10 protein-coding genes are annotated in these 15,093 nt (G+C 66.0%); 6 read left to right on the forward strand and 4 right to left on the reverse strand.

The genetic code is table 11. The features are described 5' to 3' along the window. The first annotated feature begins 282 nt into the window (after window positions 1-282). From ACRVY7_RS05480 to ACRVY7_RS05495, 4 genes are all read left to right on the forward strand, one after another. Entirely contained in the window at window positions 283-2,658 is a 2,376-nt protein-coding gene (locus ACRVY7_RS05480; RefSeq protein WP_431816277.1) for a DEAD/DEAH box helicase, read from the forward strand. Window positions 2,659-2,820: 162 nt separating this feature from the next. After that, window positions 2,821-4,425, forward strand: a complete 1,605-nt coding sequence (locus ACRVY7_RS05485; protein ID WP_431816278.1) for a hypothetical protein — start codon at window positions 2,821-2,823, stop codon at window positions 4,423-4,425. Window positions 4,426-4,676: 251 nt separating this feature from the next. Continuing rightward, window positions 4,677-6,314 (forward strand): hypothetical protein, encoded by a 1,638-nt coding sequence (locus tag ACRVY7_RS05490; protein ID WP_431816279.1) that lies wholly within the window; start codon window positions 4,677-4,679, stop codon window positions 6,312-6,314. A gap of 190 nt (window positions 6,315-6,504) precedes the next feature. Then, window positions 6,505-8,820 carry a helix-turn-helix transcriptional regulator gene (locus ACRVY7_RS05495; RefSeq protein WP_431816280.1) on the forward strand — a complete coding sequence of 772 codons (2,316 nt, stop codon included), beginning with the start codon at window positions 6,505-6,507 and terminating at the stop codon, window positions 8,818-8,820. Here ACRVY7_RS05495 and ACRVY7_RS05500 read toward each other — a convergent pair. Continuing rightward, on the reverse strand, window positions 8,813-11,716 hold the full coding sequence (locus ACRVY7_RS05500) for a helix-turn-helix transcriptional regulator (RefSeq protein WP_431816281.1): 2,904 nt from the start codon (window positions 11,714-11,716) through the stop codon (window positions 8,813-8,815). The genes ACRVY7_RS05495 and ACRVY7_RS05500 overlap by 8 nt on opposite strands. Window positions 11,717-12,180: 464 nt before the next feature. On the opposite strand from ACRVY7_RS05500, the gene ACRVY7_RS05505 reads away from it, so the two are divergent. Further along, window positions 12,181-12,771 carry a hypothetical protein gene (locus ACRVY7_RS05505; protein WP_431816282.1) on the forward strand — a complete coding sequence of 197 codons (591 nt, stop codon included), beginning with the start codon at window positions 12,181-12,183 and terminating at the stop codon, window positions 12,769-12,771. 186 nt (window positions 12,772-12,957) lie between these two features. Then, window positions 12,958-13,602, forward strand: a complete 645-nt coding sequence (locus tag ACRVY7_RS05510) for a RodZ family helix-turn-helix domain-containing protein (RefSeq protein WP_431816283.1) — start codon at window positions 12,958-12,960, stop codon at window positions 13,600-13,602. Between the two features lie 40 nt (window positions 13,603-13,642). On the opposite strand, the gene ACRVY7_RS05515 is transcribed toward ACRVY7_RS05510, so the two are convergent. The 3 genes from ACRVY7_RS05515 to ACRVY7_RS05525 all read right to left on the reverse strand — a co-directional run bounded on the left by ACRVY7_RS05515 (window position 13,643) and on the right by ACRVY7_RS05525 (window position 15,092). Next, window positions 13,643-14,146, reverse strand: coding sequence for a hypothetical protein (locus ACRVY7_RS05515; protein ID WP_431816284.1), 504 nt, complete (start codon window positions 14,144-14,146; stop codon window positions 13,643-13,645). 155 nt (window positions 14,147-14,301) lie between these two features. Continuing rightward, the gene (locus ACRVY7_RS05520; protein WP_431816285.1) at window positions 14,302-14,718 is read right to left on the reverse strand and encodes an Rv3654c family TadE-like protein; all 417 of its coding nucleotides are present in this window, start codon (window positions 14,716-14,718) and stop codon (window positions 14,302-14,304) included. Beyond that, complete coding sequence (locus tag ACRVY7_RS05525; RefSeq protein WP_431816286.1) at window positions 14,715-15,092, reverse strand: TadE family type IV pilus minor pilin; 378 nt, start codon at window positions 15,090-15,092, stop codon at window positions 14,715-14,717. The genes ACRVY7_RS05520 and ACRVY7_RS05525 overlap by 4 nt, the downstream gene beginning before the upstream one ends. Window position 15,093: the final 1 nt, after the last annotated feature.

Genomic DNA, 15,093 nt, shown 5'->3' on the forward strand with positions numbered 1-15,093 from the left:
CCTGACAACTTCAGTACCACGGCTGCAACCCGATCCCGCGCGATCACCGCAATCAGCGATGGCCGCCCGGGAGCTGCGGCCGAACTCAGTCAATCATGTTCGGGGCGACTTGGATAGTCGTCGCAATCACTCTGAGCCAAAAGCACCCGATTTTTCGACGTTCGAGACCGAAAGGTAACATCGTATGCAATGAAAACCGGCTGGCTCTAGGACATAATCACGCACTCGCACCGATTGGGGCCTCGCGAACCGAGATCGCCCGATCACCACGACATTTCGTCTATGCACCACTCCACGTTCGGCACCGAACTTCTTCGTCGCTCACTGGCCGGAACAGATCCGGACTCCAGTCCGGTAACTCATCTCTCGGTAATCGATTCCCGCTCAGCAACTTTCGCGCCCTGGCCGGAATGGATTTCGAGTGAGGTCCGCTCCGCTCTCGTCGATAGCGGAATCGAACGACCGTGGATTCATCAGACCGAGGCCGCCGACCACGCATTCGCAGGCCGACATGTATCGATTGCCACCGGAACTGCATCTGGCAAATCGTTGTCGTACCAAATGCCAATTTTGACGACGCTTCTCGCCGAACCACACTCGACCGCACTGTATCTCAGCCCGACTAAAGCCCTCGGCGCCGATCAACTCAAGGCACTCACGTCGATCATCTCCGGACGCCGCGACTTTTCTCACCTCCAACCGTGCGCGTACGACGGCGACACCGATTCCGAGATCCGACAGTGGGCTCGCGCACATTCACGGTGGATCTTCACCAATCCCGACATGCTGCACCTGGGGATACTCACCGGCGTCGCCACGCCTGGCACACACACCGGCGGCCCGTCGCGCGGCCAATGGCGACAGTTCTTCGCGCACCTGCGATACATCGTCGTCGACGAATGTCACCACTACCGTGGGGTGTTCGGGTCCAACACCGCGATGGTGCTGCGTCGACTGTTGCGTCTGGCACGTGCGTGCGGTTCGGAGCCGACGGTGATCGCGGCCAGTGCGACCGTCGCCGATCCCGCCGCCGCACTCGAACGACTCATCGGCGAACCCGCGGTCGGGGTCACACATGACGGATCGCCGCGAGGTGAGCGGACAGTCGCATTGTGGGAACCCGATTTCGTGCCGGGCGTGACCGGCGAGAACAATGCTCCGGTACGACGATCAGCGGATGCAGAGGCATCCCGCCTGCTGGCCGACTTCGTCGTGGAGGGCGCTCGCACACTGTGTTTCGGACGCAGCAGACGGGGCGTCGAGATCGCGGCACTGCGGGCTCGTGATCTGTTGTCGCACAGCGCTCCCGACCTCGTCGACAAGGTGGCCGCGTATCGCGCGGGGTATCTCGCCGATGATCGTCGTCGACTCGAAGCCGCGATCTCCGACGGCAGGCTCGTCGGGGTGACGACGACCAACGCACTCGAGCTCGGCGTCGACATCACCGGACTCGACGCAGTGATCATTGCGGGCTACCCGGGAACCATCGCCTCGTTCTGGCAGCAGGCGGGACGTGCTGGGCGCCAACGTGAATCCGGCGATGCACTCGTCGTCCTGATCGCGCGCGACGACCCGCTCGACACCTATCTGGTCCACCATCCCGACGCGCTACTCGCCACGCCGGTCGAGGCGCCCGTGATCGATCCGACCAACCCGTACATCCTCGCGCCGCACCTGCTGTGCGCAGCCACCGAGTACCCGTTGGGGGACAACGAGATCGAGCGCTGGGGCGCGCGCGACGCCGTGCAGCAACTCGCCGCCGACGGTCTACTCCGCAAGCGTAAGGCGGGTTGGTATCCGGCCGCGGGCGTAGAACCCCACGGCGACATAGACATTCGCGGTGGAATCGGCGGGCAGGTCCTCATCGTCGATGCGACGACGTCGGAGCTGCTCGGGACCGTCGACGCCGGTCGCGCACCCGCGACGGTGCATCCCGGAGCGCTACACATCCACCAGGGCGAGAGCTACGTCCTCGACGAACTCGATCTCGACGAGGGCCTCGCGCTGGCTCATCCCGAGGAGCCGGACTGGACGACGTCGGCGCGTGAGACCACGGACGTATCGGTGACGTCCGTCGTCTCGTCGAACACCTACGGACCGCTGTCGGTGGCGTTCGTCGATGTCGACGTCAGCCATCAGGTCGTCGGATATCTGCGGTCGCTTCCGTCTGGCGAGGTGCTCGACGCCGTCGAACTCGACATGCCGCGTCAGACCCTGCACACGCGCGCGGTCATGTACACGCTGACGCCGGAGTCGCTGTCCGACGCGGGTATCGACGCCACGCGCCTGCCGGGTGCCCTGCATGCCGCGGAGCATGCGGCGATCGGCATGCTGCCCCTCGTCGCGACGTGCGACCGATGGGACATCGGAGGGCTCTCGACCAACCTGCACCCCGACACCGGACTTCCGACCGTCTTCGTCTACGACGGCTATCTCGGCGGCGCGGGTTTCGCCGAGCGTGGGTACGCGCAGTTCGCGACCTGGATCGCGGCGACCGCGGACGCCATCTCCGAATGCGGCTGCGAGCTTGGATGTCCGTCGTGCGTGCAGTCGCCGAAATGCGGCAACGGTAATGAACCGCTTGACAAGGCGGGAGCCCTGAGCGTGCTGCGATCTATCACACACCTGCTGCGGGATATGACCCACCTCGCAAGCTGAGTCATTTGTCCACGGCGTTGCGACGATTCGTCCCTTTTGTCGATTCGGCATGCACAGTCATCGGCGGTGAGCGCCGGCGAGTGGCGACGGCGTCCACCTGCGGGGTCCACCTGGCGACCCCGACTACTCACGACTGCTCGCCACCGGTTTCTAGGAGTGACAATGATGAACGCTGCCGTTCGCCCACGGGCGAGCATGATGGCCCTCGCCGGGTTCTCCGTGGCGAGTGCCGCGGTGATCGGGGCCGTCCCGTCGATGAGCCAGGCAGCCACGTATGCCGCAGCAACGCCAACGGCCGTGACGCAGGACGCCGCTGTTGCGGCCGCCGCAGCGCTGGCGACGCCACTTGCCGGAACACCTTCTGCAGCAACACCCTCTGCCGCAACACCTTCCGCTACCGATACCGACCCGCTGGCGATCTACCAGCAGGTGCTCACCAAGGCACAGGCTGCCATCGAGAAGCTGAAGAAGACGGCGTCGAAGACCGAGTACCCGATCCTCAACCAGCTGCTGGCGAACCAGACCGCGCTGGTCAACGGCATCATCAACGGGGCCGTCGCCGGTGAGTGGAAAGAGGGCAAGGCAGCCGACTTCTCGCCGATCTGGACCCAGATCCAGGCCGCACTCGACGGCTTGGACTCCGCGGGCATCGAAGCCAACGTCACCGCGGCACTCTCCGATCAGCTCCCCAAGCTGCTCGAAGCCGTCTCGACGTCGCTCTCGTCCGGCGACATCGAAGGCGCGATGAACAACCTGCTGCTCGCCGTGGTCACGCCGGTGTATTCCGTGATCAAGCCGACCAAGGCAGGCGGCGTGGTCCCGACGCTCGTCAAGCTGCTCAACGTTCCGCTGAACGCCGGCCTCATCGCCGCGGGTGCGATCCCGAACGCCGACATCGCCGCCGCCATCTCGACACCGATCAGCAACGCCATCAAGGTGAACAACGTGATCGGCTCCGACTTCGCCTACATCGGGATGGGGATCATCAGCCCGGTCGCAGGCGGGATCGGCGGCTTCGGTCGCGGCGTGCAGAACGTGATCGACGCCCTGGGCACCAACGATCTCGAAGGCGCACTGACAGCACTCGTCCAGGCGCCGGCCATCACACTCGACGGCTTCCTGCACGGCGGCTACGGACCGAGCGTCGGCGGACTGGTGGGCGTCAACGGAGTGCGCGTCGTCAGCGGCGGCCTGCTCGGAGGCGCGCTGCAGCTCTTCGGCAAGGACGCCGACGGCAACCGCGCCACCATCATTCCGGGGACGGGCTGGGTGCTTCAGCGCCTTCAGGCAGACATCCTCAAGGCCATCACGCCGGTGCCACCGAAGACTGTGAGCGCCGACATGGCCACGCTGGTCGCGGCTCAGACCGACTCGACCGTGACTGCTTCCGACGCGGCTGCGACCGCTTCCGATGCGGCTGCTTCGGATGCGGCTGCGCCGACGGCAACGGTTGCCGATTCCACAGAGGCACCCGCGCAGTCTTCCGGCGATGAGTCGGGCAGCGTCGAATCATCCAGCACGGCAGACGTTTCGGAGTCCGCTACCGACTCGACGTCGAGCAGCGCGGGTTCGAGTTCTGCGGGATCCAGCAGCGCGGGTTCGAGCAGCACGGGTTCGAATTCTGCGGAGTCGAAGGGAACCGGCTCGGCTGCCGACGCTGATGATGACGCTGACGCCGACGCGGCAGACACCACGGAGTCTGCGGACTCCGCAACGTCGAAGTCCGGATCCGACTCGGCAGGGAGCTCAGCGTCGAGCGAAAGCTAACACGCTGATCTGCCACACCACTCACGACGCCTCGGCGCCCGCGGACACGTTTTCCGCGGGCGTCGAGGCGTTTGTGCGACGTGTTCCGCGTCACAAGCTGAGTCACGCGGCTACCGGCTTGCGCGTATCCCGTCATTTCGCTGTGCGAACGAGGCACCCTCGACGACGGCGCGTCGGGTGGTGGTGCGCGCCGCAATCGGGTCGCTCGGGGGCGGACGAGGTTCTGGTGCCGCCACTGACAAGGAGTGACCATGAAGAACGCTGTCGTTCGCCCGGGGGTGGGCGCGTTGGCCCTCACCGGAATGTCCATCGCGAGTGCCGCAGTGATCGCAGCAGTCCCGGCGATGAGCCAGGCCGCAACGGTGGCCGCAACCGAGGGGGCAGCGTCGACGACGCAGCTCGTCGCGGACACCGCAACCGTCGGCGCGCATGCGTTGACCACCCTGGCCGCCGATGCCGACCCGACGCAGATCTACGCGGACGCGATCGAGCGGGCGCTCGCGAATATCAAAACGCTGCAAGCCAATTCGCCCGACAAAGCGCTGCCGATACTGAGCCAGGTGTTGGAGAACCAGCTCAATCTCGTCAAGGGCGTCGCCGACGGCGCTGTAAACGGCGAGTGGAAGGCGGGCACCAGCCCCGATTTCGCCGCGCTGTGGAAGCAGGCGTCCGAGGCCGCCGCCGGCGTCGGCCCAGGGCTGTCGGGCGCGGTCAACGACGTTGCCGACGCACTGCGCAACGACGTTCCGCAACTGCTCGCCGCCGTCACCGCTGCCCTGAAAGCGGGCGACATCGAGTCGGCGATGAACAACATCCTGTTGGTCGCCGTCGCGCCGATCTACGCGGCAATCAATCCGTCCACCGGATCGGTGATGCCCGCACTGATGAAGATCCTCGACGTGCCGCTCGACGCCGGACTGGCGCTCGCCGGGGCGATCCCGAACGATCGAATCAGCGCCGCGCTGTCGGAGCCGTTCGCCGCGGGCAAGCGCCTGGTCTATCAGGTGCCCGAGGTCGTGCTCTTCGCCGGAATCGGCATCATCAGTCCGCTGGCCGGCGGCCTCGGAGCGGTCGGGCATGCTGTCCAGAGCGTGGTCGACGGCGCCGAAGCCGGTGATATCGGGCAGGTCGCGACCGCGCTGATGCAAGCTCCGGGCGTCATGCTCGACGGCCTCCTCAACGGCGGCTATGGCCCGAGCGTCGGCAACATCATCGGTCTCGGCGACTTCCCCGTCATCAATGGTGGTCTGCTGCACCCCGCGCTCGACAGCAGCTTCGACGAGGACGGTCAGCTCAACATCCTCCTGCCGGGCACGCTCGGCGCCCTGCAGCACATCGTGACGTCAATCGCGACTGCGCTGGCTCCGCTACCTCCGAAGACGTCGTACACCGTCGATGCGTCGTCAGTCGCGAGCGCGCCGATTGTCAGGGCTGCGACGCCGGTAGCGTCCGAAGCCCAGGATGCAACGGCCGCAACGGATCTCGCGGAGTCCGCTACCTCGTCGGAATCCACGGACTCCGGTTCGTCCGACGCCGGTGTGGTCACGCCGAGCGAGAGCGTCACGGGGTCAGGTGCCACGGGTGATGGTGTGACGGGGTCGGGCGGCGCCTCTGCACCCGCCACCGCCGGGGACGACACGGCCGGAGCGACCGACGACTCCCCCGCTACGAATCCCGCCACGACGAACGGCACGACGAACGGCACCGACACTGCCGGCAAGGGTTCTGCGGGCACGGGTTCTGCTGACGCCGGTTCTGCCGAAGCCGGAGGAGCCGCGAGCTCCGACGCCACCGCCTCGGCCGACTCCGACCCCACGTCGTCACCGTCGTCGGCTTCGAGCAGCAACGCGTCGAACTCGTCGTCGACGAGCGGCTCCGCCTCGAAGTAGCATCTCCACGAACAACGCGGCGCCCACGACCACCACGGTCGTGGGCGTCGCTGTGTTCTGCCACCGTGCAAGGCCGGACGTGCCGACTCCTGCTTCCGGCAACCCGGACATCTGCGCGCCCCCGGGGTGAGCTACATTGTTGCTTGTACTTGCAAGTAACTTAGCTCACAGGGGAGGTCACCGGGCGGTGGTGTCACACACCCTGACGGCGCGCGACCGGCTTCTTGCATCACTGAGCTCATTCGTCTCGTCGCCGACTGACCATTCGATTGCGCTGGTCGGCGCACCGGGCACCGGGCGCACAGCACTGCTGGCCGCGGCCGAACGTATGGCGTCGAATGCCGGGTACCGACTTGCGCGGCTGAACACCCGCGCCGGCTCCGAGTCAGTCCTGACCGAACTGGCCGCCCACCTCCGCGAATCCGACACATCGGAGTCCCACTCGGACACAGTCGCGGACGATGCCGCCACCGATCTGCGACAGACGCTGCTCAGCCTTGCGCGTCGGCCTCGATCTCACGCGCTACTCATCGGACTCGACGACGCCGACCAGCTCGACGACACTGCCGCACAGACACTCTCGTTCCTGTGCCGACGCCTGACCGGCAGCCGGGTCAAGTTCGTCACCACCTGCGTGCCGGGTGTCGCAGGTCTTCCCAGCCATGCGGTCGACGTCGCGCTCGCGGTCCATCCGCTCGACGAGTCGTCGTCCGATCGCTTTCTGCGCCTACACTTTCCGAGCCTTGATTCCGCCGATCGTCGTCGCATCACGCTTCGCGGAGACGGCCGCCCCCGCGAACTGGTCCGCGCAGGCTATCTCGCCATCGCGTCGACCGAGTCAGCACTTCCCGAGAGCGATTCCGCGACAGTCGGACTGGACTACGACGACGTCGCAGATCTTCTCCAACGTTCCGCAGCGCAGGCACTTCGGCACGGCGACTCCCACACTGCCGCCGACAATTTCAGACTCAGCGCCGCCCGCACGACAGACCCGCCTGCCAAGGCTCGACGACTGGCGGCGGCGTCGGCTCTGGTCTCTGCTGTGAGCGCCGATATCCCCACCGCCAGTGCACTTCTCGATGACGCATTGAGCACCGACGCCACAGCGACGCGCTCGCTCGAAGCCGTCGTTGCGCGCTCGTACCTGTCGGCGAAGGCGCCGGAGTCGATCCGCGAGGCACAGCGAACCTTCGCGCGGGCGATTCGCGCACAGCCGTCGATTCCGGGCGACCGCATCCTCGACGACGCACTCTGGTCGCACTACCAGCTGTGCCATCTCGACGACCGGCCGGAGCACTGGTCAGAATTCACCGCCCTGGTAACCCAACACGCGGCGACAGCACCGGAATGGGCACTGATTGCGGCGCAGACACTTTCGCCCGATCGCGCATCGCATGCGCACCTCGATACTCGGCTCGACCGACTGATCGACACCCTGCAACACTCAACCGACAGCGCTGATGTAGTGCGCAGCGCTTTTGTCGCAACCTCGCGCAGCAGCAGCTACTGGTGGCGTGCCGCGTTGCATCGCGTGTGGAGCGACCCCCGCTCGTCGGTTACCTCGTCGGTGTGTGCCGCATGGATGCTCGGCTCGCACTATCTCGGTGCGGGACGCTGGGACGAGGCACAGCGGATTCTCGACGGCGGGATTGCCCTGTGCCGCGAGTCGGGCCTGCAGCTCTACGCACAGGCTTATCTCGTCAGTGCACGAAAACTGTTGTCGGCGTACCGCGGGGAGCTGCTCTCGACATCGACCGCATCCCTCGCGGTACCCGAGTGGATATCCAAGGGGGTCGGCGTCACGCGACACCATGGCCACCTCCAGGCGGTCACGGCTCTCGGCGCGGGTAATCCGCGGAGCGCGCTACGCATCTTCCGCGCCTCCAAAGATGGGCCCGCCGACGTCATCACTCGCGGCGACCGCGCCATCATCGACCTCGCCGAGGCCGCCTCCGAATGCGAATCACGTTCGGCAACAGAGTCGGTGGCGCAGGCGTTGACCGCAGTCGGTCCAGGGCCCGATCTCCGGCTCGCTTTTCTGCGTGCGGGTTCGTACGCGATCGTCACCGACGATGTCGAGGCATATCGCTCTGCGATCGCAACGCCCGGCGCCGACCGATGGCCGTTCGACGTCGCGCGAGTGCGCTTACACTTCGGGCGTCGGTTGCGCATGAACGGCCTCGGTCGCGCCGCGAGAGAGGAACTCTACCAAGCTCTCTCGACGTTCACCGTGCTCGGCGCCGACCACTGGTCTGCACGAACCGCCGATGAACTACGGTTGCTCGGCGAGTCGGTCACCACCTTCACGCCGCCACGTAGATCCCCACAGATTTCCGCCACGGCACATCGCATCGCCGAGATGGCCGTATCCGGAATGTCGAACCGTGCCATCGCAGCTCGGATGGGCATTGCACCGAGCACGGTCGGAAGCCATCTTTCGCACGTATACCGCACCGTCGGAGTCAGATCCCGTACGGCACTGCGTGATTGCGCCCTCTTCACCTGACCAGTCGGCCGGCGGGGCTGCCGGTCTTCGGCTTCGATACTGCGAGCACGTCTCGCAGTTCGACCCGTGATGTCACTCCCAGCTTCGCGTAGATCCGATACAGATGATTGCCGACGGTCCGATGAGAGATGTCGAGTCGTTCTGCGACAGTCTTGTTCGTGAGTCCGGCCGCGGCCATCTCAGCGATGCGCCGCTCGTAGGCGGTCAGCTCCGAGTCTGCGGCCGCCACGTTGCGTGTCGGTGCTGTGGCGTCGAGTTCCGCCTCGGCGCGCGTGGCCCACGGCGTGGCACCGATTTCGACGAACGTCGACAATGCTGCTCGCAGTTGCCTCCTGGCAGCGACGAGTTCCTGGTTACGTCGCAGTTCCATGCCGTAGGTGTACTGGATACGCGCGTACTCGAAGACCCACTGGTCGGCTCCGGGTAACGCCAGCGCCTCCTCGAACAGGCGGCCCGAATCGTCGCCGCTGATCATGGCCCGGCACGCCAGCGCAATCAGGTTCAGCCGCGAAGAGATTCGACCGATCTGAGCTTCTTCGATGGCGGCGACATGCGCCCGCGCGTCGTCGTCACGACCGGTGCGTGTCGCCGATCGGACGAGATCGAGCGCAATCATTCCCGACATCGACACGTAGGGTCCGAGCCGACCGACCGGACTGACCGCCGTTGCATGTATGTACACCGAACCGACGTCCCCTCGCCCACCGGCGACCAACGTCCACAGGTGTTCGGCGAACCGGATGAGCACGAAGGCACGGCGCGGGATCGCCCAGGCACGCATGCGCGCCGCGAGTTGATCCACCACGTCGACCTCACCACGAACCGCGGCCACCATACCGAGCAGGTAGTCGGCGAGCCAGCCGAGGTGATCGTGGCCGTCGACGCCGCAGACCGCCTTGGCTCGCCGCGCCAATTCGGTTGTGGTGGACCATTTACCACGGTGGAACGCGTCCTGCGCCAGCAGCAGCATCGCCCACACCGCCGCGATCGACGGCCTGCTCGTCACGTCGCGGTAGGTGTCGATGCCGTCGATCAGCTCATCGAGTACCGCACGACATTCGTCGATCCGGTCGAATGTCGCTGCCATCTCGGCGACCTCGCCGATCCACAACGGAGATTGATCGACCGACAATCCGGCGATCAGCGCGTCCAGAGTGGTCCGCTGCACGGCTGACAGTGTCGACGGCCCCCTCCAGAGTGCCGCCATAAGTCCGAGCGCAGACGACGCCTCGGGAGCCACCTCGTCGACGACCCGCCGATAACCGTCCCACAACTCCGCCCGCCCACCGAGCCAACACAACTCGCGCAGCGCCTCGACGGCCTCGAGAACCACCGGATCGTCGGCGTCATGCGGCGCAGTGCGTTCGAAGGCATCCATCAGCATTCGATACGCCGTGTCGACATCGCCGTCGTCGTCGATGACGATGACAGCCGACGCGGCGAGTGCGTCGGTGATCGAATTCTCGAAATGCCGCTGCCCTGTCTGCATTCCGACGAACATCTGTGCCGCCACTTCACGATCGACGCGCGCGGCAACCTGCGTTGCGCGAGCCAGTCGCCGGTGACGCTCACTGCGGTCACCGGTCAGCTCGACGGCTCGCTGAAGTCGGTCCAGCCCCGAACGCCACTCGCCGGTGCACAGGTCGGCCTCCGCGGCCACTTCGAGTCGAGTCGCCAGCGCGTCGTCGAATCTCGTTCTTCCCGTAGACAAGTCGGATTCGAAAAAATCGGATTCGATCCCGGCTGAGATGCAGGTAACCCGTGCCAGCGATCGATACGTCGCCGAGCGCTCGTCATCGGTTGCCGTGCTCATCAGCGCCGAGCCGAAGAGCGCTCGGGTGAAGCGGATTCGTTGCGGCTCCGCGGGCGTGGCCTCGCCGTCGAAGACGCTCACTTCGACGACCCCCGCGTCCAGCGCGGGAGTGACGACGTCCGAGTATGTGCGACTGCCGAGGGCCGCGAGAAGATCGTTGACCGGAACATCGGGCGCCAACGCGTGCATCAAGAGCAGGCGCCGCGTCACACCGGGAAGCTCCGCGACGTCGGGAAAAAGTCTGTCTCGCAGCACAGTTGACATTGGAAGTACCGGTGGCAACGACGCCGAGCCGTCGAGGTGGTCGTGTCGCAGCTCGGCGGGCAACGCGCGCAGCGCGAGTGGATTGCCTTCGGCGAGTGCCAGTATGCGGCGCCGGACCTCGAGTGCCATGTTCGGGTGGGCCGGAGAGAGGAGTTTCGACGCGGCGTCGTCGACGAGTGGCACGACGTCGATGACCGTGCACGAGCCGAGCCCGCACTGCGTGTGCGCCGGAGCGGTTGCCACCACCGCCACACGTGGCAGCCGCGCCATCACGAGTGCGTCGAGCACCTCCTTCGAGCTCTGGTCCGCGTGTTGGAGATCGTCGACGACGATGACTACCGTTGCGCGAGTAGATATCTCGGCAACGAGGGAGACAACAGCATCCGCCAGCGCTGGTGACGTCGGCATTTCCCCGGCCTCCAGTCCGAGCGCGAGGCGCAGCGTCGAGACATGCTGCGATGCAACAGTTGTCGACCCATCGACGAGATGCAACAGAAGCACCTGCAGAAGCGCGTTGGGGAGGGACTTTTCAAAGGCGACCGCGCGCCCGAGCAACACCGCGGCCCCGGCCCGGTCTGCACCGTCTGCCGCGGCAGTCACCAGTGCCGTCTTGCCGACGCCCGGTTCGCCGCGCACCAGCACGACTCCCGAGTGGCCTGCGATTACGGAGTCGATGACAGCGCCTATTTCACGTTGTTCACGTTCGCGACCGAGCAACGTCCCGCGACGCACGTGCCCTGAAGGTTGTGCGTCCTCAGGTTGTGCGTCGTCGGGTTGTGCGTCGTCGCCGGACCGCTCCGCGACACATTCGGCCGACACCCGATCATCTCCCGTAGGCAACACACGCCGCGGACATACGCCCCGTAGGCAGCACTGCCCGCAGCAAATTCAATAGGCGAGAGCGGACCGGACAGGCACTCCCCGCAGAGCGCCCGACCGCTGGTCAGCAGTTTATCGCGGGGTCGCTGAGCCAGAGCCCGCGGGCGTGGTAGCGGGCGTGGTGACTGTAGGCGTGCCGTCTGCAGACATGGTGTGTGGGTGTGAATCGGTGTGGCGGAGGTGCAGTGAAGGCTCCCAGCGCACAGTCTCAGCGAACTCTCAGGTTGGACCTTGCAAATCGCGCCACACGCGGCAGTGTTCCTCCGCTTGGGCGTCTGACCAGTGCCGTCCCGCTGACCGCTCAGCCGAGGTCAGCCGCGAATTGGACCGTTCCCCAACACGTCGAATCTGACCAATCCGGTCACTACCGCCTGTCACAGACTGTTCTCAGGGATACTTGAACGATGTACGAGGGGACCCCCGATCGCGTGACACCGTCGCCGCTCATTACCCGCGCGCGCCCAGCGTTCTTCCTACTGGCTCGTCCGACGGGTTCCGCTGATACTCTGCCGGCGTCGATCGGCGAGCCGGACGTGTTCTACTCCGAGGCGCAGGCACTCGATGCACTCGACATCCACTTCGCCTGGTGTGCCGCCCGTTTCGACGCCGACGTCGTCGACAACGCGCAGTGGTACCTGCAGAGCGCAATGGTCGGGCCGCGCATCGCCACCGCACTCGGCGAGGTCTATCTCGCCACCGACACCGAGACCGGCGAGGTCAACGCCGCCGCAGGCGCGTTCCTCACCGAGAGCGAGGTGGTGCACTGGGCCCCGTTCGTCGACGCAGTGGCACCGCGCATTCCGAACAGCCGCGTTGCAAGTGCCGACCTTGCCGACGGCTCCATTCCCGGCTCGATTTCCAAGGCCGGGCCGGGCCGACTCCGACTCGCCTACCGCGGCGACGCCGAGGTCTCCTTCTCGCAGGTCTGGTTCGCCCCGATGGATTCGACACGGGTGTACCCCAAGCGCATCCACATCGGCGACGACGCTCTCTGAGTTCTGCCCCCACATGGCGCCGACCTCGCCGTACCGACCGCCGTTCAGCTGAATGACGTGGTGATACGCCGCGGCCATTGGTTGCGATAGTCGGTGAGAGGCCCGCGCTTCGTCGAGTCACGATTGCTTGTTCGAGTCGTCGTCGGATCGAGCACCTATCGGGTCCAGTCATCGAGAGGAACGGTCATGCGCATCGATCAGCCCGACATCAGACGAAACCGAACACGGCTCGCGAGGGCGTGCGTACTCGGTTCTGCCGCAATCGCGTTGGCGCTGACGGCGACCGGCTGCAGTCCCGACGAGAACTCCTCCGCGACGCCCAGTCCGTCGACACCTGTCGTCGTGACGTCGACCGTCACCGAATCCGAAACCGCCCCCGGCACCACGGACCCGACCGAGGTCGACTCTGCCGCACCCGTGAACCCTGGCACGCCCGTGAATACCGTGACGGCATCAGCAACCCCGAAAGCTCCCTCGGGTGCCGACGCTTTCACCGGGGCATGGGTGGGTCACACGCGAGACATGAATCTCAACGCCGACGGCACCGGCGACATGTCGGTATCGATCGGTGCCGCCGACGGCGAGAAGTGGGCACTCACCTGGAGCGCTGACTCCAGCGGCGCCACCATGACGCTCGGAGAACAGATCTCGAAGCACGGCGAAGGTCTGGGAGACAACTCGATGCACGCGGGCGCCGTCTATCACGGTGTGCTGGTGAAGGATTCACAAGCAGTCACCTATATGCAGATGGCCGGCTTCACCGCCGCCGGACACTCCCTGCCCTGGTGCAACCAGGACAAGTATGGCTACTCACGGGAGTGCGGAGCCTGATCTCCCCCGCAATGACAGAGACCCTTGCGAGGATAGGGAACTACGCGCCGCAGTCGCGGGCGTAGTCGTCCTTGCGGCAGAACGCAATCGAGTCCTGTCCGGGATGCAGTGACATCAGCAGAACCGTGTGTCCTTCCCGCTTACCCAACGCACCCTCGAACTGCTTCCCGGCGGCCAGCAGTCCGTAGCTGCCCTCACCGATCTTCTTGGTCTGTGCCTTGACCTCGGTCAGGATGCCGCAGTCGGGGAACACGGTGGTCTTCTGCGCTTTCCAGCCCAGCGTCCACGTCTCACTGTTCGACGCACCGCTGCCGAGTGTGATGGTTCCGGAACCGTTGTCGCGCAGATCGATCGACCGCCCGTGCCCAACCCACTGCCCCGTGTACGGCGCACGATCCGAGCATGCTGATGTCGGCGCCGACGAAGCGGGCGGTGCCGCGTACCGCGGGTCCTTGGTGCCCCCCGCGTGAGCGGCAGCAGGCATCGACAGGACCACCGCGGCAGCACAGAGTGCAGCAGCGCCAGCGGAACGGGAGAACTTCATGGACGACCTCCGAGATTCGGACAAACGGAACAGTACTGCGCCACTGGACGGTACCCAGCCCGGCGCTCTGCCGATGTCACTCGATCAGGGGAAAGTCGACGTTTGCGTACGAACAGACCACACGGCTCGCCACCTGCCGGCGGGAGCGGAGGGCGTCACGGGTCATCTGCCGGACCGGCACGCGCCCGCGCTGACGCCGCTCGGATTCCCAACGCCCCCAACGACACCGACACACGCACACCGACCACGACATCCTCACCGACGACCGTGCACTCGAAGACCTCCGCCCGCGGCCGCTGCTCGACGGTGAGCGATCTTGCCGTGGCACACGGATCATTCAGCGCCGCAACATGATCTGCCGCAGCCGCCAACGCTGCGAGGTCGGCCGCCGACTGCGCCCGATGACGAGCCAGCGTCGCCGCACCCACGTAAATGACCAACACGATCAGTGCCGCGATACCCGCGATCGCACCCGCCGCAGCCACGGTGGCGTAGCCGCCCTCGTCGCGGAGAAGTCGAGTGAGGCGTGAATCCCGCTGCGCCCGCGCTCCACCCGACCAGCGACAGTTCACCGCACCACCTCCGGCGCGACGTCGACCTGGTCGGCACCATCCGGCTCGGGAACGGCGACGGCCCGCGCCAACAGTGTCAGACCCGGCACCATCGGCGCACCACGACGGACTTCGACGACGATCCGATCCTGCTGCGCCGCAATGGAGATCTGCGCCCCCGGCACGATCTGCTCGCCGGCGGCGCGGGCGTGATCATCACCCGCAGCCGTCAGCCGAGCCACCTCGCGGGCGGCATCGGTGCAGCGGATCTGGGTTGTCACCGCCGTAACCACACCCACCGCGAGAATCACCACGATCACGACAGCCGAGATCGCATACGCTCCCTCGATCGTGACCATTCCCGACTCGTCGTCGACAATCCGTCGCGGCCGCATC

The sequence above is a fragment of the Gordonia jacobaea genome (assembly GCF_965344965.1).
GTDB classification, from domain to species: Bacteria; Actinomycetota; Actinomycetes; order Mycobacteriales; family Mycobacteriaceae; genus Gordonia; species Gordonia jacobaea.

What these genes read in the sequence shown, in the direction of transcription:
- ACRVY7_RS05480 (WP_431816277.1), top strand. Translation starts at nt 283, where the DNA reads ATGCACCACTCCACGTTCGGCACCGAACTTCTTCGTCGCTCACTGGCC.
- ACRVY7_RS05485 (WP_431816278.1), top strand. Translation starts at nt 2,821, where the DNA reads ATGATGAACGCTGCCGTTCGCCCACGGGCGAGCATGATGGCCCTCGCC.
- ACRVY7_RS05490 (WP_431816279.1), top strand. Translation starts at nt 4,677, where the DNA reads ATGAAGAACGCTGTCGTTCGCCCGGGGGTGGGCGCGTTGGCCCTCACC.
- ACRVY7_RS05505 (WP_431816282.1), top strand. Translation starts at nt 12,181, where the DNA reads ATGTACGAGGGGACCCCCGATCGCGTGACACCGTCGCCGCTCATTACC.
- ACRVY7_RS05510 (WP_431816283.1), top strand. Translation starts at nt 12,958, where the DNA reads ATGCGCATCGATCAGCCCGACATCAGACGAAACCGAACACGGCTCGCG.
- ACRVY7_RS05515 (WP_431816284.1), bottom strand. Translation starts at nt 14,146, where the DNA reads ATGAAGTTCTCCCGTTCCGCTGGCGCTGCTGCACTCTGTGCTGCCGCG.
- ACRVY7_RS05525 (WP_431816286.1), bottom strand. Translation starts at nt 15,092, where the DNA reads ATGCGGCCGCGACGGATTGTCGACGACGAGTCGGGAATGGTCACGATC.